The sequence below is a fragment of the Streptomyces gilvosporeus genome (genome assembly GCF_002082195.1).
GTDB lineage: Bacteria > Actinomycetota > Actinomycetes > Streptomycetales > Streptomycetaceae > Streptomyces > Streptomyces gilvosporeus.
Genome location: NZ_CP020569.1, coordinates 2,328,038 through 2,345,121 on the forward strand (window position 1 = coordinate 2,328,038; position 17,084 = coordinate 2,345,121).

The 17,084-nt window shown below is 69.0% G+C and carries 15 protein-coding genes; 4 read left to right on the forward strand and 11 right to left on the reverse strand.

Features of this window, described 5'->3' with window-relative positions; translation table 11 throughout:
- Positions 1 to 97: 97 nt before the first annotated feature.
- The gene (locus tag B1H19_RS10160) at positions 98 to 1,192 is read left to right on the forward strand and encodes a LacI family DNA-binding transcriptional regulator (RefSeq protein ID WP_203237129.1); all 1,095 of its coding nucleotides are present in this window, start codon (positions 98 to 100) and stop codon (positions 1,190 to 1,192) included.
- A gap of 55 nt (positions 1,193 to 1,247) precedes the next feature.
- Here B1H19_RS10160 and prcA read toward each other — a convergent pair whose 3' ends face one another.
- The 6 genes from prcA to arc form a co-directional block, all read right to left on the reverse strand.
- Positions 1,248 to 2,132, reverse strand: a complete 885-nt coding sequence (gene prcA / locus B1H19_RS10165; RefSeq protein ID WP_083104288.1) for a proteasome subunit alpha — start codon at positions 2,130 to 2,132, stop codon at positions 1,248 to 1,250.
- A gap of 66 nt (positions 2,133 to 2,198) precedes the next feature.
- A complete protein-coding gene (gene prcB, locus B1H19_RS10170) occupies positions 2,199 to 3,044 on the reverse strand; it encodes a proteasome subunit beta (RefSeq protein WP_083104289.1) in 846 nt (281 codons plus the stop codon).
- On the reverse strand, positions 2,996 to 3,508 hold the full coding sequence (locus tag B1H19_RS10175) for an endonuclease VII domain-containing protein (protein ID WP_083104290.1): 513 nt from the start codon (positions 3,506 to 3,508) through the stop codon (positions 2,996 to 2,998). Before B1H19_RS10175 ends, prcB begins: the two co-directional genes overlap by 49 nt.
- A 120-nt stretch (positions 3,509 to 3,628) precedes the next feature.
- Positions 3,629 to 3,847 (reverse strand): ubiquitin-like protein Pup, encoded by a 219-nt coding sequence (locus tag B1H19_RS10180; RefSeq protein WP_083109526.1) that lies wholly within the window; start codon positions 3,845 to 3,847, stop codon positions 3,629 to 3,631.
- A gap of 210 nt (positions 3,848 to 4,057) precedes the next feature.
- Positions 4,058 to 5,569: a depupylase/deamidase Dop gene (gene dop / locus B1H19_RS10185; RefSeq protein WP_083104291.1), complete on the reverse strand. Its 1,512-nt coding sequence runs from the start codon at positions 5,567 to 5,569 to the stop codon at positions 4,058 to 4,060.
- Between the two features lie 277 nt (positions 5,570 to 5,846).
- Positions 5,847 to 7,613, reverse strand: coding sequence for a proteasome ATPase (arc, locus tag B1H19_RS10190; protein ID WP_083104292.1), 1,767 nt, complete (start codon positions 7,611 to 7,613; stop codon positions 5,847 to 5,849).
- A gap of 249 nt (positions 7,614 to 7,862) precedes the next feature.
- On the opposite strand from arc, the gene B1H19_RS10200 reads away from it, so the two are divergent.
- Positions 7,863 to 8,159 carry a ferredoxin gene (locus B1H19_RS10200; RefSeq protein WP_083104293.1) on the forward strand — a complete coding sequence of 99 codons (297 nt, stop codon included), beginning with the start codon at positions 7,863 to 7,865 and terminating at the stop codon, positions 8,157 to 8,159.
- Positions 8,160 to 8,312: 153 nt separating this feature from the next.
- On the opposite strand, the gene B1H19_RS10205 is transcribed toward B1H19_RS10200, so the two are convergent.
- The 3 genes from B1H19_RS10205 to B1H19_RS10215 form a co-directional block, all read right to left on the reverse strand.
- Positions 8,313 to 8,915 (reverse strand): hypothetical protein, encoded by a 603-nt coding sequence (locus B1H19_RS10205; RefSeq protein ID WP_083104294.1) that lies wholly within the window; start codon positions 8,913 to 8,915, stop codon positions 8,313 to 8,315.
- A gap of 225 nt (positions 8,916 to 9,140) precedes the next feature.
- The gene (locus B1H19_RS10210) at positions 9,141 to 10,124 is read right to left on the reverse strand and encodes a tRNA (adenine-N1)-methyltransferase (RefSeq protein ID WP_083104295.1); all 984 of its coding nucleotides are present in this window, start codon (positions 10,122 to 10,124) and stop codon (positions 9,141 to 9,143) included.
- 73 nt (positions 10,125 to 10,197) lie between these two features.
- Entirely contained in the window at positions 10,198 to 11,523 is a 1,326-nt protein-coding gene (locus tag B1H19_RS10215; protein ID WP_083104296.1) for a site-2 protease family protein, read from the reverse strand.
- A 174-nt stretch (positions 11,524 to 11,697) separates the two neighbouring features.
- Here B1H19_RS10215 and B1H19_RS10220 point away from each other — a divergent pair, with 174 nt between their 5' ends.
- Positions 11,698 to 12,669 (forward strand): RecB family exonuclease, encoded by a 972-nt coding sequence (locus B1H19_RS10220; protein WP_083104297.1) that lies wholly within the window; start codon positions 11,698 to 11,700, stop codon positions 12,667 to 12,669.
- Between the two features lie 30 nt (positions 12,670 to 12,699).
- Positions 12,700 to 13,371, forward strand: a complete 672-nt coding sequence (locus B1H19_RS10225; RefSeq protein ID WP_018087782.1) for a response regulator — start codon at positions 12,700 to 12,702, stop codon at positions 13,369 to 13,371.
- Between the two features lie 102 nt (positions 13,372 to 13,473).
- On the opposite strand, the gene B1H19_RS10230 is transcribed toward B1H19_RS10225, so the two are convergent.
- Positions 13,474 to 15,075 carry an ABC transporter substrate-binding protein gene (locus B1H19_RS10230; protein ID WP_083104298.1) on the reverse strand — a complete coding sequence of 534 codons (1,602 nt, stop codon included), beginning with the start codon at positions 15,073 to 15,075 and terminating at the stop codon, positions 13,474 to 13,476.
- Positions 15,076 to 15,193: 118 nt separating this feature from the next.
- A complete protein-coding gene (locus B1H19_RS10235; RefSeq protein ID WP_083104299.1) occupies positions 15,194 to 16,801 on the reverse strand; it encodes an ABC transporter substrate-binding protein in 1,608 nt (535 codons plus the stop codon).
- Positions 16,802 to 17,084 lie beyond the last annotated feature (283 nt).

A 17,084-nucleotide genomic window follows, 5' to 3' on the forward strand; every position in this document is an offset into this window, starting at 1 on the left:
CCCCCTCTCCGCCCGGCAGCGCCGGGAAGTGTTACGTATAACGTCCGAGGTCATACGTACCATGGGCCACGCCCACGGGTCCACCCCGCGGCGGTCGATGCAAGGAGAGAACACGGTGACCAGCAACGAGGCCACGGCAGGTGCACACCACCCGGCCAGCGCCCGCACCACCAGCCGCGACGTGGCCCGCGCCGCCGGCGTCTCCCAGGCCGCCGTCTCCCTCGTCCTCGGCGACAAATGGCGCGGCCGGGTCTCGGAGAGCAAGGCCGAAGCCGTCCGCACCGCCGCCCGCGAGCTCGGCTACCGACCCAACCTCGCCGCCCGCAGCCTGCGCATGGGCCGCACCCGCACCGCCCTCCTCGTCGTCCCCGCCCTCACCACCGAATTCTTCGCCCGCGTCTACACCGGAGCCGCCCGCACCGCCGCCGACCACGGCTTCGGCGTCGTCCTCTACCCCTCCCCCGAAGGAATCGGCCCGGCCCGCGACCCCTTCGACTCCGCCGCCGCCACCCTGGACGGAGTCATCGCCTCCTCCATGGCCGCCGACGCCCTCAGCGCCCTGCGCACCGCCGGCCTGCCCCTGGTGATGCTCGACAGCGACCCCGACGACCCCCGCGCCACCGCCACCGTCAACCTCGATATCGCCGACGGCGCACGCCAGTTGGCCACCCACCTCACCACCCTGGGCCACCGCCGCATCACCCATCTCGCGGCCGACGTCGACTCCTGGACCTTCGCCCTGCGCTCCCGCGCCGTCACCGACGCGCTCGCCGACGTCCCCGGCACCCACCTGCGCCGCGAGCCGTCCGCCCTCGCCGTCGACGCCGGCCTGCGCGCCGCACACACCGCATTGACCGCCCCCGGCCCCCGCCCCACCGCCCTTCTGTGCGACGACGACATCATCGCCGCCGGCGCCTGCAAGGCCGTACGCCGCCTGGGCCTGCGCATCCCCGAGGACATCTCCGTCACCGGCTTCGACGATCTGGCCCTGGCGGTGGCGGTCGAACCGGAACTGACGACCGTACGGCTGCCCGCCGAGGACTTCGGCGAAGCCGGCATGCGGGCCCTGATGGCCGTACTCGACGGCGGCCGCCCCCCGTCCCCCACCCTCCCCGTCGAACTCATCGCCCGCGGCTCCACGGCTCCGCCACCCGCCGACTCCCCCAACGCCGCGCGCCCCGGCGGTCAATGACCCGCCGGGGCGCGTGAGATACGGGGCGCGGCCCCTCGGGGCCGCCACTGCCTTCCTAATCCTCCGACGTCTCCGTCCCCTTCGAGGAACCGGAATCGCCCTTACCGGCACCGTCCTTGCCGGACGTGGCCTCGGCATCGGAAGCCCCCGAAGCTCCCGAGGACTCCCCGGCAGCGCCACCCGCCGCCTCGTCCGACGCATCCGCATCACCGTCCGCGGACTTCCCGCCCTCCGCGCCCGTGTGCTCGTCCAGCAGCCGCGACAGCTGACGCCCCAGGATCCGCTTGAACTTGCGCTGCTGCGGCCGCGTACGGTCCAGCGTCGCCACCTCGAGCTGCTCCGCCGTCAGCGTGCGCTCCCCGCCGGCCGTGTCCCGCGACAGCGACTCCACCGCCAGCTTCAGCGCCTCACCGAGCGTCATGCCCTCACGGTGTCGCTGATCGAGATAGCTGCTGATCTGATCGGCATTGCCACCCACCGCGACCGAACCGTGCTCATCCACGATCGAACCGTCATGCGGCAGCCGGTAGATCTGATCGTCCTCGGGCGCATTGCCCACCTCGGCGACGATCAGCTCGACCTCGTACGGCTTCTCCGCCGCGCTGGAGAAAATCGTGCCGAGCGTCTGCGCATAGACGTTCGCCAGCCCGCGGGCCGTCACATCCTCCCGGTCGTAGGTGTAGCCCCGCAGATCCGCGTACCGCACACCACCGATCCGCAGATTCTCGAACTCGTTGTATTTGCCCACGGCCGCAAAGGCGATGCGGTCATAGATCTCGCTGACCTTGTGCAGGGCCCGGGAGGGATTCTCGGCGACGAAGACCACGCCGTCGATGTACTGCAGCACCACGACACTGCGGCCGCGTGCGATGCCCTTGCGGGCGTACTCGGCGCGGTCGGCCATGGCCTGCTGGGGTGAGACATAGAACGGCGTCGACACCGGCTATCCGTCCCTTCCTGTCAATGACTCTCTCACTGGCGACTGCATCACGGAACCACCGTCCCGTCAGAGCAGTGCGGCCCGCGGGCCGTCGGGCTGGTCGAGGCGGCGCTCGTAAATGGCACGGGCGATGTCCGACACCTCGGCCTCGGTCAGCTTCTTGAAGCCGTCCTCGGTGATGACCGTCACGATCGGATAGATCCGCCGGGCCAGATCCGGCCCGCCCGTCGCCGAGTCGTCGTCCGCCGCGTCGTACAGCGCCTGGACGACGGCCGTGGCGGCCTGATTCTCCGTGAAGTCGTCGCGGTAGAGCTTCTTGAGGGCACCGCGGGCGAAGACCGAACCCGAACCCGTCGACGCAAAACCGTGCTCCTCGGAGCGGCCGCCGGTCACGTCGTACGAGAAGATCCGGCCCTTCTGGCGGTCCACATCCCAGCCGGCGAACAGCGGCACGATCGCCAGCCCCTGCATGGCCATCCCGAGATTGCCGCGGATCATCGTCGACAGGCGGTTCGCCTTGCCCTCCAGGGAGAGTTGGGCGCCTTCCACCTTCTCGAAGTGCTCCAGCTCCAGCTGGAACAGCTTGACCATCTCGACGGCGAGCCCGGCCGTGCCGGCAATACCGACCGCCGAGTACTCGTCCGCCGGGAAGACCTTCTCGATGTCCCGCTGCGCGATGACATTCCCCATCGTCGCCCGACGGTCACCGGCGAGCACCACGCCGCCGGGGAACGACGCCGCCACGATGGTCGTCCCGTGCGGCGCCTCGATGGCCCCCTGCACGGGCGGCAGCGGGCGATTGCCCGGCAGCAGCTCGGGCGAGTGCGCCCCGAGGAAATCCATGAACGAGGACGATCCGGGCGTCAGGAAGGCTGCTGGCAGTCGCCCGGTGCTACGAGTGTTGGCTTCCACGCGTTTCCTTCCAGGTAGGCGATGGCCCGTTTTATGGCGTCAGGGTCATCTCTCAACTTGCCGAGTGCCGAGTTGCAGTTGAAGCACAGTACGCCTCGGACCTTACCCGTCTTGTGACAGTGATCCACATGTACGGGGTCGGCCGTCAGGCAGATCGGGCAGCGCCCCTTCTGCTCTGCGACCATCGCATCACGTTCGGCTTCGGTGATGCCGTACTGGCGCTTGCGATGGCCTGCCCTGCCTTCAGCAGCCCGGCACACCTTGCAACGCGTCGAGAAGCCGTCCGAGGCTCGCCGGTTCCGATCCCATTCGTTGTGTGGCTTGACCGTATTGCAACGTCGGCAGTACTTGTGCCCATCAGGCGCGGGCACCTTTGGGCGGATGTTCCTCCCCTTGGCCAGTTGCCGCCGCTGGTGATACTCGGACCAGCACTCCCGGCAATAAGCCTGCAGACCATCACGCATCGCCTTATTGCGAGCGAAGGCGGCCCGCGGCTTGTCTACATGACACCGCGAGCAGCGCTTCGACTTCGGTTCCCGCCCTTCCACCACATACCCCCCCCCGTTTCACCTTCGATTCGAAGGCTACTGCCCGCCCTTCTGAACGAAACTTCGAACGAAGTCCTCCGCGTTCTCCTCGAGGACATCGTCGATCTCATCCAGAACGGAATCGACATCGTCCGACAATTTCTCCTGGCGTTCCTTGAGATCATCCGAAACCTGCGCATCCTGCGCCTGCTCCTCGACCTCCTCCGTGGAACGCGTGGCCTTCTGCTGCCCGCCGCCGCTGTCCTTGGTCGCCATATCCCTCACCCCGCTCGGTTTGACCGCTCGATGTGACCTTCAAGATCCGACCCTACAAGCAGGGCCTGACATCGGCCCTGCACTTGGTGCAACGTCCGGGAGTCCCCAGGATCATTCCCGCGCCACGGCCATTTCAGCCGCGGATCGGCCCTCGATCGACAGAAGATCCCTCCCGGACGCGGCCCGCATCCGCCGCGGACCGGCCGCGCCTCAGCGCCCGGAGAGCGTCCTGACCAGGTCCTCCGCCGTGCGGCAGCGGTCCAGGAGCTCCTTGACGTGTTTGCGGGTCCCGCGCAGCGGCTCCAGGGTGGGCACCCGCTGCAACGAGTCGCGGCCGGGGAGGTCGAAGATGACCGAATCCCACGAGGCGGCCGCGACGTCGTCGGCGTACTGCTCCAGGCAGCGGCCGCGGAAGTAGGCCCTGGTGTCCTCCGGGGGCTTCTGCTGGGCCCGTGCGACGTCGGCTTCGTCCAGGAGCCGCTTCATCTTGCCGCGGGCCGCCAGACGGTTGTACAGGCCCTTCTCGGGGCGTACGTCGGCGTACTGGAGGTCGATGAGGTGCAGCCGGGCGGCGTCCCAGTCGAGGCCGTCGCGGCGGCGGTAGCCCTCCATCAGCTCGCGCTTGGCGACCCAGTCCAGCTCGCCCGACAGGCTCATCGGGTCGTTCTCCAGACGGCCGAGCACGTCTTCCCACCTGGTCAGCACGTCCTTGGTCTGCTCGTCCGCATCCGCGCCGTAGCGGTCCTCGACGTATTTGCGGGCCAGCTCGAAGTACTCCATCTGGAGCTGTACGGCGGTGAGCGTGCGGCCGCTGCGCAGCGTGATCAGATGGCGCAGGGTGGGGTCGTGGGAGACGTGGTGGAGGGTGCGTACGGGCTGGTCGACGGCGAGGTCGATGGCGATGAAGCCGTCTTCGATCATGGACAGGACCAGCGCGGTCGTGCCGAGCTTGAGGTAGGTCGAGATCTCGGAGAGGTTGGCGTCGCCGATGATCACGTGGAGGCGGCGGTATTTCTCCGCGTCGGCGTGCGGCTCGTCCCGGGTGTTGATGATGGGCCGCTTGAGGGTCGTCTCCAGCCCGACCTCCACCTCGAAGTAGTCGGCGCGCTGGCTGAGCTGGAAGCCGTGCTCGTGGCCGTCCTGGCCGATGCCGACGCGGCCGGCGCCGGTGACGACCTGGCGGGAGACGAAGAACGGTGTCAGGTGGCGCACGATGTCCGAGAAGGGGGTCTCCCGCTTCATCAGGTAGTTCTCGTGCGTGCCGTAGGAGGCGCCCTTGTTGTCGGTGTTGTTCTTGTAGAGGTGGATGGGCTGGGCGCCGGGGACCTGCGCGGCCCGCTGGGCGGCCTCGGCCATGATCCGCTCGCCGGCCTTGTCCCACAGGACGGCGTCGCGGGGGTTGGTGACCTCGGGGGCGCTGTATTCGGGGTGGGCGTGGTCGACGTAGAGGCGCGCCCCGTTGGTGAGGATCACGTTGGCCAGGCCGATGTCCTCGTCGGTGAGCTGGCTGGAGTCGGCGGCCTCGCGGGCGAGGTCGAAGCCGCGGGCGTCCCGCAGCGGGTTCTCCTCCTCGAAATCCCAGCGCGCCCGTCGTGCCTGGTGCATCGCGGCCGCGTAGGCGTTGACGACCTGGGACGAGGTGAGCATGGCATTGGCATTCGGGTGGCCCGGGACGGAGATCCCGTACTCCGTCTCGATCCCCATTACTCGCCGTACGGTCATGCGGCCCTCCTTGCCCGGCGGCGCCCCCGGGTGGGGTCGGCGCTCAAGTACCGCTGCGCTTCCGGTGCGTGTACGTTCCCCGCTCCCGCACACCGATTCGCGGCGGTATGGACGAGCCTAGAACGCCTTTGCGGCGCTGGGGAGATCATTACGGTCATTGCTCCAGTCCGGTTTTCCCTGGTCCATCGCGTTCTTCCGGGGGCCGGTGGCTTCGGTTCCCGGAAAAGCGTCCGGCTGCGGACGCCCCGTGCAGGACATCCGCAGCCGGAGTGCGGTGTTACAGGTATTGGCCGGTATTCGCCACCGTGTCGATGGAGCGGCCGGTGTCGGCGCCCTGCTTTCCGGTGACCAGCGTACGGATGTACACGATCCGCTCGCCCTTCTTGCCGGAGATCCGGGCCCAGTCGTCCGGGTTCGTGGTGTTGGGCAGGTCCTCGTTCTCCTTGAACTCGTCCACGCATGCCTGGAGGAGGTGGGATACCCGCAGACCCTTTTGATTGTGCTCGAGGAAGGCCTTGATGGCCATCTTCTTCGCACGTCCGACGATATTTTCGATCATGGCTCCGGAGTTGAAGTCCTTGAAGTAAAGGACTTCCTTGTCACCGTTGGCGTAGGTGACCTCCAGGAATCGATTCTCCTCGGATTCCGCATACATCTGCTCGACGACCGACTGGATCATCGCGCTGACCGCGGCCTTACGGGAATCGCCGTGCTCGGAGAGATCGTCTGCGTGCAGCGGCAGGTTTTCCGTGAGGTACTTCGAGAAGATGTCCTTGGCGGCCTCGGCGTCCGGACGCTCGATCTTGATTTTCACATCGAGGCGGCCGGGGCGCAGGATCGCGGGGTCGATCATGTCCTCGCGGTTCGAGGCGCCGATCACGATGACGTTCTCGAGGCCCTCCACGCCGTCGATCTCGGAGAGCAGCTGGGGGACGATGGTGTTCTCCACGTCCGAGCTGACGCCGGATCCGCGGGTGCGGAAGAGGGAGTCCATCTCGTCGAAGAAGACGATGACGGGGGTGCCCTCGCTGGCCTTTTCCCTTGCCCGCTGGAAGACCAGCCGGATGTGGCGCTCCGTCTCGCCCACGTACTTGTTGAGCAGCTCGGGGCCCTTGATGTTGAGGAAGAAGCTCTTCCCCGCGGGCTGGCCGGTCACCTCGGCGACCTTCTTGGCAAGGGAGTTGGCGACCGCCTTGGCGATGAGTGTCTTGCCGCAGCCGGGCGGGCCGTAGAGCAAGACGCCCTTGGGCGGGCGCAGTTCGTGCTCTTTGAAGAGGTCGGGGTAGAGGTACGGAAGCTCGACCGCGTCCCTGATCAGTTCGATCTGGCCGCCCAGACCGCCGATCTTGGTGTAGTCGATGTCCGGGACCTCTTCGAGGACGAGTTCCTCGACCTCGCTCTTCGGGATGACTTCGTAGACGTAGCCGGAGCGGGGTTCGAGCAGCAGGGCGTCGCCGGGGCGGATGGTGATGTCCAGCAGCGGCTCGGCGAGCCGCACCACCCGTTCCTCGTCGGTGTGCCCGATGACCAGCGCACGCTCGCCGTCCTCGAGGATTTCCTTGAGGGTGACGATGTCGCCGGCGCTCTCGAACTCCATGGCCTCGACCACATTGAGCGCCTCGTTGAGCATGACTTCCTGGCCGCGCCGGAGGTCGTCGAGCTCGACGCTGGGGCTGACGTTCACCCGGAGTTTTCTGCCTCCGGTGAAGATGTCGGCGGTGTCGTCCTCGTTCGCCTTCAGGAAGACACCGAAGCCGGCCGGGGGCTGTGCCAGGCGGTCGACTTCCTCCTTGAGCGCGACGATCTGGTCGCGGGCCTCGCGGAGCGTATTGGCGAGTCGCTCGTTCTGGGCGGAAACGCCGGCCAGGTTGGTCTGCAGCTCGACGATCCGCTCTTCGAGAATCCTCGTATGCCGCGGAGAGTCGGCGAGCTTGCGTCGCAGGACGGCGATCTCCTGCTCAAGATAGGCAACCTGGCCGGCCGGATCTTCAGACCCGCGCCCCGGCCGGATGCCGCGGTTGATGTCGTCGTCGTGGGCTGCCACGGTCCTCACCTCCTCCAAGGAGCTGGACGCTTCCTGACCCTACCTGGGCCGGTGCAGGTTGAAACCCCTAGATCGAAAAGACTGTCGGGGCGTGTCCGATCTTCACCCTTGCGCACGTCCTCACGCCAAGGGAATACCCACCCAACAACATCGGAAAGCGAGCGGTTGTATCGTCGAGTCGGTCAACACCCGTCAGGGCTGGTGTCACTGAGACAAAAACGGTTCACGTACGCAGGAACGGCAGGCGAGATGACCGCGCAGGATGAAGCCTCTCCGGAGCTCGAAGTCTGGATCGATCAGGACCTGTGCACGGGCGACGGGATCTGCGTGCAGTATGCGCCCGAGGTATTCGAGCTCGACATCGACGGCCTGGCCTATGTGAAGAGCGCGGACGACGAGCTGTTGCAGGACAAGGGGGCCACAACGCCCGTTCCGCTGCCGCTGCTCGACGATGTCCGCGACTCCGCCAAGGAGTGCCCCGGCGACTGCATCCATGTGCGCCGGGTCACGGACCGGGTCGAGGTCTACGGGCCGGACGCGGAGTAGTCGCCACGCACAGTGGTCGCGGGGCGGCGTTGCCGCAACGCGCCGTAGTCGCCGCGCACGTCATGGCGACGCAGCGTAGACATGTCACAGACAGGGCGTAGGCGGAGCGTAGGAATCGCTCCGCCTACGCGCATATCAGGTGTCGGTGACGGATCAGGCACCCTCGGTAGCGCCTTCGGGGGGAAGGTCGGTCTGGAGGAACTTCCCGTCGCGCCATTGCCATTTGGTGTTCTTGCGCACATCCGGGCAGCAGCGCGGGACGTCGAGGGTGGAGTAGCCCAGGAGCGCCGCGGAGATCTCGCCGCCCTGGAGGGTGAGGTCCTGGACGCTGAGCTTCTGGGAGGGCGCCACAAGGGTCGCCACGACGCGCGGCGGGGCCTTGGGGTCGGTCGGCCGGGCCAGGACGAAGACGCCGCTGGGCGGGGTGCCGGTCTCGGTGTGGCAGCGGACCACGGCGACGGTCTCGGTGGTGCCGTCCAGGTCGAGGTCGCCGGAGACCTTGCGCACCACGTCCAGGCGGTTGGGTCCGCAGTCGACCGGGAAGGTCACCCGGCGCGGGTCGGGCGCGGCCGCGGGGCGGGCGGCGGACGTGGTCTCGTAGGTGGCCTTGCCGGCGCGGGCGGTGGTGGCGGTGGCATCGGGGGGCTGGACGAAGGACGCGGCCGCTACGACGCCCGAGACGGCGGTGGCGGTGGCGAGCCAGTGCATGAGGCGCGGCTGGGTGTGCGTAAGGTCCTGGCCGACCAAGGGCTGCACGCGGGGTAACTCCTGTGAAGAGCTGTGGCGGTGGGGTGCCCAGCATCGTTCCACAGGAGCAGGCGGCGCGGAACCGTTGGTACCGGAGTTTCGCGGCCCGTTACCGGACCTTCAAAAGCGGCGGCGCCGCCGGCGGTTCCGTGGAGAACTCGTCGGCGGCGCCTGGTGGTTCGACGGCCGGATCGGTGGCCGGATGTGTGGCGGGATGTCCGACCCGTCGACGGGTCAGTCGCGCTCCGCGGTGGCGTCGGGGCCCGCGGATGCCGCGTCCTCGGCGCTCTTCTCGGCGGCTGCCTTCTCCCGTCCGCCCGGCGCTGCCTTCTCCCGTCCGCCCGGCCCGGTGTAGTCCTCGCCGTACGCGCCCTTGGCCGGCCGGCGGCGGCGCAGCGGGGGCTCGACGCCGTCGGCGAGACGGCGGGCGGTGAGCAGGAAGCCGGTGTGGCCGATCATGCGGTGGTCGGGGCGGACGGCCAGGCCCTCGACGTGCCAGGTGCGGACCATGGTCTCCCAGGCCGACGGCTCGTTGAAGGTGCCGTGTTCGCGGATCGCCTCGACGGTGCGGGCCAGCTGCGTGGTCGTGGCGACGTAGGCGCAGAGGATGCCGCCGGGGACCAGGGCCTTGGAGACGGCCTCCAGGCACTCCCAGGGGGCGAGCATGTCGAGGATGACGCGGTCGACGTCGGTGTCGGACAGGTTGTCCTGGAGGTCACCGACGGTGAGCGTCCATGCGGGGTGCGGACCGCCGAAGTAGCGCTCGACGTTCTGCGTGGCGATCTCGGCGAAGTCGGCGCGGCGCTCGTAGGAGTGCAGCATGCCGTCGTCGCCGATGGCGCGGAGCAGGAAGCTGCTGAGCGAGCCGGATCCCACACCTGCCTCGACGACGCGGGCGCCGGGGAAGATGTCGGCCATCGCCAGGATCTGCCCCGCGTCCTTGGGGTAGACCACGGCGGCACCGCGGGGCATGGACAGGACGTAGTCGGGGAGCAGCGGGCGCAGCGCAAGGTAGGCGACGTTCCCGGTGGTACGGACAACACTGCCCTCGGGAGCACCGATCAGCTCGTCGTGGGGGAAGGCTCCCTTGTGGGTGTGGAAGCTCTTGCCCTCTTCGAGCGTGAAGGTGTAGTGGCGTCCCTTGGGGTCGGTGAGCTGGACCTGGTCCCCGACCTTGAAGGGCCCGCGACGGCGGGCGGCACCGGTCGGTTCGGACATGTGACCAGCCTACCGGCCGATCGGGGCGCGGCGGACCAGCGGGCGGGCGCGCAGCCCGCCGGGCCGCGGCGGGTCAGGACGGGCGGGCCATGGCGGAGACGAAGGCGCGCTCCACGTCGGCGGTGGACAGGACGCCGTAGATCTCGCCGGTCTCCTCGACCACGAGGTACTCGGTGGCGGGGGTGGCGCGCAGGTACTCCAGCAGGTCCTCGCCGGCCAGCTCGGCGGAGACGCGCATCCCGTCCTTGAGGTCCTGGGCGAGGGTGCCGACGGGGACCCAGGGGCGGCGGTGGTCGGGGACGCCGACGATGGCGGCCTCGCGGACGAGGGCGGTGGGGCTGCCCTGGCCGTCGACCACGACGAGGGCGCGCGCACCGGCGTCGTTGGCGCGGCGCAGCGCCTCGGAGAGCGGGGTGTCGGCCTCCACGGGGACCGCGCGGCGGGTGAGGGTGCGGGCGGTGAGGTCGGGGAGGCGTTCGCGCAGCCGGGCCATGCGCAGGCTGTTGCCGGCGCCGGTCCAGATGATGGCGGCGAGGATCGCGGCGAGCAGGGCGTCGGTGAGCGAGTCGGTGCCGCCGATCTCTTCGGGGGCGGTGCCGAGGGCTCCGGTGTGGGTGAGCAGCGGGAGGCCGATGAGGACGGTGACGGCGAGCGCGCGGCCGACCCAGGCGGCGGCGACGGTGCCGGTCATGGGCTTGCCGGTGATCTTCCAGACGATGGCGCGCAGCATCCGGCCGCCGTCCAGGGGGAGGCCGGGCAGCAGGTTGAAGACGGCGACGATGAGGTTGGAGACCATCAGGCCGGCGAGCAGCACCCCGGGGACGGTGTCCGGTGCGACCAGGCGCATGCCGAGGGCGAAGACGCCGGCCAGTACGAGGGAGAGCAGCGGGCCGACGAAGGCGAGGACGAATTCCCGGCCGGGGGTGTCGCTCTCCTTCTCGATCTCCGAGACGCCGCCGAAGAACTGGAGCTGGATGCGGCGTACGGGGAGCTTGAAGCGCAGGGCGGCGACGGTGTGGGCGAGCTCGTGGACGAGGACGGAGCCGTAGAAGGCGACGGCGAAGAAGAGGGAGACGAGGTAGCGGGCCGCGCCGAGCTCGGGCAGGACGCGTTCGAGCTGGCCGCCGAAGACCCAGGTGATCAGGGCGGCGACGACGAACCAGCTGGGGGCGACGTAGACGGGCACGCCGAAGGGGCGGCCCATGAGGATGCCGCCGCCCTTCTTGGCGTCCGGGGCCTCGGCCTTGGGGGCGGTGGTCCGCGGCGCCTCGTTCTCCGCAGCGTCGCCCGTCGGCTCGTCGGCCGGCGTCGCCCGGCGCTCCTCGGTCTCCGTGGGTGGCTCGGGCGGTCGGTGCTGCACAGACTCCCGGGGGTCCTGCGGCTTCCCGCTGTCGTCCACGGCGTCCCCTCGTCGAATGCGGCCTTTGCACCTGCGTGGTGTGATCTCCCGATCATGCAGGGCAAAGGGGTCTGACGTCGATGGTATGCGGAGCGTTCGGGCCGTATCCGCTGCGGGTGCCCCGGCCTTGGCCGCCGTACGCCGTTGTCAGTGGCGGGCCGTAGGGTCTGTGGCATGGGAACGAGCAGCGAGAGGGCCGAGGCGGCCAGGCAGGGCGGTCACAGCGCGCAGCTCACCGCGGGCGGGCCGGGGGCCCCGCGCATGGCGCCGGAGGACGGGCGGGCGGCGGGCGGGGCGCAGCCGCCGGTGGCGCTGTCGCCGTCGCGGGCGAGCGATTTCCAGCAGTGCCCGCTGCTGTACCGCTTCCGGGTGATCGACAAGCTGCCGGAGAAGCCGAGCGCCGCGGCGACCCGGGGCACGGTGGTGCATGCGGTGCTGGAGCGGCTCTTCGACGCGCCGGCGGCGGAGCGTACGGCTCCGGGGGCGCGCGCGATGGTGCCGGGCGAGTGGGAGAAGCTGCTGGCCAGGCGGCCGGAGCTGGCGGAGCTGTTCGCGGACGATGCGGACGGCGAGCGGCTGTCGGCGTGGCTGGCGGAGGCCGAGGCGCTGGTGGAGCGGTGGTTCTCGCTGGAGGATCCGACGCGGCTGGAGCCCGCCGAGCGCGAGCTGTACGTGGAGACGGTGCTGGAGTCCGGGTTGCAGCTGCGCGGCTTCATCGACCGGGTCGACATCGCGCCGACGGGCGAGGTGCGGATCGTCGACTACAAGACGGGCAAGGCGCCGCGGCCGCAGTTCGCCGAGGGTGCGCTGTTCCAGATGAAGTTCTATGCGCTGGTGATGTGGCGGCGCGGCGGTGCGGTGCCGCGGCGGCTTCAGCTGGTGTATCTGGGCAGCGGCGATGTGGTGACGTACGACCCGACCGAGGCCGATCTGCGGGGTGTGGAGCGGAAGTTGCTGGCGCTGTGGGAGGCGATCCAGCTGGCGACGCGGACGGGTGACTGGCGGCCGCGGCCGACCAAACTGTGCGGCTGGTGCGACCACCAGGCGCACTGTCCGGAATTCGGCGGCACTCCCCCGGTGTATCCGCTCCAGGTGCGCCCGGCGGAGCCCGGAGGGGAGCCGCAGGGCAGAATGGGGGCGATCTAGGCCCAGTCCGGGCGGAACGAAGGAGAGCTCGTGGCCATCCGCGTCCTGCTGGTCGACGACCAGCCCCTGCTGCGTACGGGATTCCGGATGATTCTGGAGGCCGAGCAGGACTTGGCGGTCGTCGGCGAGGCCGGTGACGGTTTGCAGGCGTTGGAACAGGTCCGGGCGCTCCAGCCCGATGTGGTGCTGATGGATATCCGGATGCCCCGGATGGACGGTGTCGAGGCGACCCGGCAGATCACCGGCCCGGCGAAGGACGGTCCGGCGAAGGTGCTGGTGCTGACGACGTTCGATCTGGACGAGTACGTCGTCGAGGCGTTGCGGGCCGGGGCCAGCGGGTTTCTGCTCAAGGACGCGCCGGCCAATGAGCTGGTGCAGGCGATCCGTGTGGTGGCCGCGGGCGAGGCGATGCTGGCGCCGAGCATCACCCGGCGGCTGCTGGACAAGTACGCCGGGCATCTGCCGTCGGGCGAGGAGCCGGTGCCGGACACGCTGCACACCCTCACCGAGCGCGAGGTGGAGGTGCTGAAGCTGGTGGCGCGCGGGCTGTCGAATGCGGAGATCGCCGCGGATCTGTTCGTCAGCGAGACGACGGTCAAAACGCATGTGGGGCATGTGCTGACGAAGCTCGGGCTGCGCGACCGGGTGCAGGCTGCGGTGTACGCGTACGAGAGCGGGCTGGTGCGTCCCGGCGCGCAGTAGACGCGCGGCGGTGAGCGGCGTGGCGCCCGCGGTGGCGTCCGGTGTGACGTGCGAGGAGGGCGGGGCCGGTGCGGCCCCGCCCTCCTCGCCGTACGGGCCGGATCAGCTGTCGTCGGTGGGCTTGCTGATCTCCCAGAAGCGGAAGACGGTCGAGGAGTCCAGCGTCCATTCCAGGCCGGAGACCCCGGCGCGGGCGACGGCGTACTGCTTGCCCTGCCACAGCGGGATGACCGGCAGATCGTGGGCGACGATGTCCTGGACCTGGCGGAAGGTGTCCTTGGTGGCGCTGCGGTCGGGCTGGTCGGCGGTCTTGGGCAGGAGCCGGCCGGTGATGTCCGTCGAGCTGTAGTGGTTGTCCAGCACGCTGTTCTTGCCGAAGAACGGCTGGGTGAAGTTGTCCGGGTCCGGGTAGTCGGGGATCCAGCCCTTGACGTAGACGCCGAAGCGGCCGTCGGCCATGCCCTGTTCGTACTCCTTGGTGGGCAGGCTGCGCACCTTGGCGTCGAACAGGCCGCCGGCGTTGAGCTGTTGGGCTATTTCCTGGACGGCGGGGACGGTGCCCTGGCCGTAGCGGTCGGGGGTGGCCCACAGGGTGAGCGGGACCTTGCCCTTGATGCCGGCGGCGCGCAGGGCGGCGGCCGCCTTGTCGGGCTGCGGCCGGTCGCCGTAGGTGTTGAAGAAGGAGGTGGTGTGGCCGGTGATGCCCGCGGGGACGACGGAGTACAGCGGTTCGGCGGTGTGCTGGTAGACGTCGCGGACGAGCGTGGAGCGGTCCAGGAGGTAGGCGATGGCCTTGCGGACGCCGAGCTTGCCGGCGACGGGGTCCTTGAGGTTGAAGACGAGGTGCATGATCTCGGCGCTGCTGCCCTCGACGACCTGGGTGCCGTGCTGCTGGTTGAGCGAGGCGTTGGAGAGCGCGGCGATGTCCTGCATGCTCAGTCCGCGGTAGGCCACGTCGACGGCGCCGCCGCGCACGGCCTTCTTGAGTGTGGCGGGGCTGTTGAAGAACTTCAGCGTCATGCCGGAGTTCTTGGTCTGGGCGGGGCCCTTGTAGGAGGGGTTGACGTGGAAGACGGCCTTGTCCGCGCTGTAGCTGTCCAGGGTGTAGACGCCGGAGCCGACGGCCTTGCCGTCGGTGCGCAGCTTGTCGGCCGGGTAGGCGGTGTGGTCGACGATGGAGCCGGCGCCGGAGGCGATCTTCATGGGGAAGGTGGCGTCGGGCGTCTTGAGGTGGAAGACGACCGTCCTGGCGTCGGGGGCGTCGACCCGGTCGAGGGCGGAGAGCATCACGGCGGGGCCGTCGGCGTCCTTGATGTGCAGCACGCGGTCGAAGGAGAACTTGACGTCCTTCGAGGTCAGCTTGTCACCGTTGCTGAAGGTGAGGCCCTTTTTGAGGGTGCAGCGGTAGACCTTGCTGTGGCCGTCGGTGAAGGTGCAGCTCTCGGCGGCCTCCGGCTGGGGGTTGGTGCCGCCCTTGGGGAAGCTCAGCAGTGACTGGAAGACGTTGTTGAACAGCAGCCAGGAGCCGGGGTCGTAGCCGCCGGCCGGGTCGGTGGCGACGACCTTTTCGGTCGTGCCCATGACGACTGGCGCGCCGTGGCCCTCCGCTCCCGAGTCGTCGGTGCTGCATCCCGCGAGCGCCAGCAGGGCTGTCGCGAGCCCTGCTCCGATCGGGGCGGCCAGCCGCTGGTCACGCTGCCTCACTGGGTGGTTCCTCACAGTCGGTGTCGCATTGGTGCGGTGTCGCAGGGGTGCGGTGGTGCAAGGGGCGGTCGCGGCGGGTCCGTCGCGGCCGCCCGGTGTCGTACGGGCGGGTGCCGGGTCAGTCCGCGACGCCGCGGCCCAGCTCCCAGATCTGCAGCGCCGAGGAGGAGTTGAGCGCCCACTCCACTCCGGTGACGTCGTCGCGGGCGGCGACATAGGTCTTGCCCTGCCACAGCGGCAGCATCGGGATGTCCTCGGCGAGGATGTCCTGCGCCTGCTTGAAGCCCGTTGCGGCCGCGTTGCGGTCGGTCTCCTGGCGGGTGGTGGGGATCAGCTGCGATTCGATCTTGGCGTTGCGGTAAGGGGTGTTGAGGAAGTTCCCCTTGCCGATGAACGGCGCTATGTAGTTGTCCGCGTCCGGGATGTCGGCGAACCAGCCCATCCCGTAGACGGTGAACTTCCCGGCCCGGGAGTCGGCCCGGTACTGCTGCCAGCTGTCGACGCCCTTGCTGGAGACGTCGAACAGGCCGCTGTCGTTGAGCTGCTTTTGCAGCGTACGGATCTCCTTGGCGGTGCTGGAGCCGTAGTGGTTGGTGGTGTACGCGAGGGTGAACTTCACCGGGGTGGTGATGTTCGCCTGCTGCAAGGTCTTGCGGGCGGCGGCGACGCTGGGGTTGCCGTACTTGTTGAAGAACGAGTTGGTGTGGCCGGTCAGACCGGTGGGGACCATCGAGTAGAGCGGGTCGCCGGTGTAGGAGTAGACGTCGCGCACCAGCTGCGAGCGGTCGACGATCTGCGCAATCGCCTGCCGCACGGCCTTGCTGGAGACCTTGGGGTCCTTGGTGTTGAAGGCGAGGTAGCGGATCTCCTGGCCGGGCATCTCCTGGAGCGTGAGGTGCTTGTCGCGGGCGTTTTGCAGGCCCTTGATCTGGTCCGGCGACAGGCCGCGGTTCATCACATCGATATCGCCCTTGCGCAGCGCCTTCTCCATGAGCTCGGAGTCGTCGAAGAAGCGCATCTCGACCTTGTCGTTCCGGACCGTGATACCCCCCTTGTACTCGGGGTTCTTGGTGAAGACGGCCTGGGTGATGCGGCCCCCGCTGTGCTCGGCCTTGAGGGTGTACGGGCCGGATCCCATCAGGTCGAAGCCGGTGTAGAGGTGGTCCTTGGGGTACACCTCGGGGTCGACGATGGCCGCGGCGGGCGTGGCAAGTTTTTGCGGGAAGGTCGCGTCGGGTTTCTTCAGGTGGAAGACGACCTCGGAGTCGCTGGGCGCCTCGACCTTGTCGATGTCGTCGAGCAGCGACACGGGGCCGCTGGTGTTGTTGATGCGGAGCATCCGGTCGATGGAGAACTTGACGGCCTGCGCGTTCAGCGCATGGCCGTTGGAGAATTTCAGCCCCTTGCGCAGGGTGCAGCGGTACTGCTCGTTCTGCGTGTCGCTGAACCCGCACGACTCCGCCGCCTCGGGCACCGGGGCGGTACCGGTCCGGGGCAGCCGCATCAGCGTCTGGAGGGTGCCGCGCAGCATGTTCCAGGCGTCGACGTCGTAGGCCTGCGCCGGGTCGAGGGGGGCGGGCGCCGCCTTGGTGGCCTCGATCTGGGAGGCGACTCCGACGACGATGGGGGCTCCGCCGTCGCCCGTGCCGTCCGAACTGCCGCAGGCAGCGAGTACGGGCGTGATCAGACCGGCCACGACCGGCAGCACCAAGGTCTTGCGGTTCATCGTCGGCAGGTTCCTTATCAGCGCAGAGGTGTTGCTCGCGACGACATTAGTAGGAATGGTCAGCCGGTCCGGGACACAACGGAGTTGAATCAATGAAGGCGCGGGATGAGTGCGACGGCACGACCGATATCCGGACGGCGGAACGATTCGCACGTTGCCCCACCAATCCGGACACTTACCCCCGCAGAAAACCCCGTGCAGACCCCCTGGAACAGCTCTTACCCGAACTGTCGACGCCGTGGCGCGTGAGAAACGTCACGCCTCGCGCGGTCCGCGGATCCGT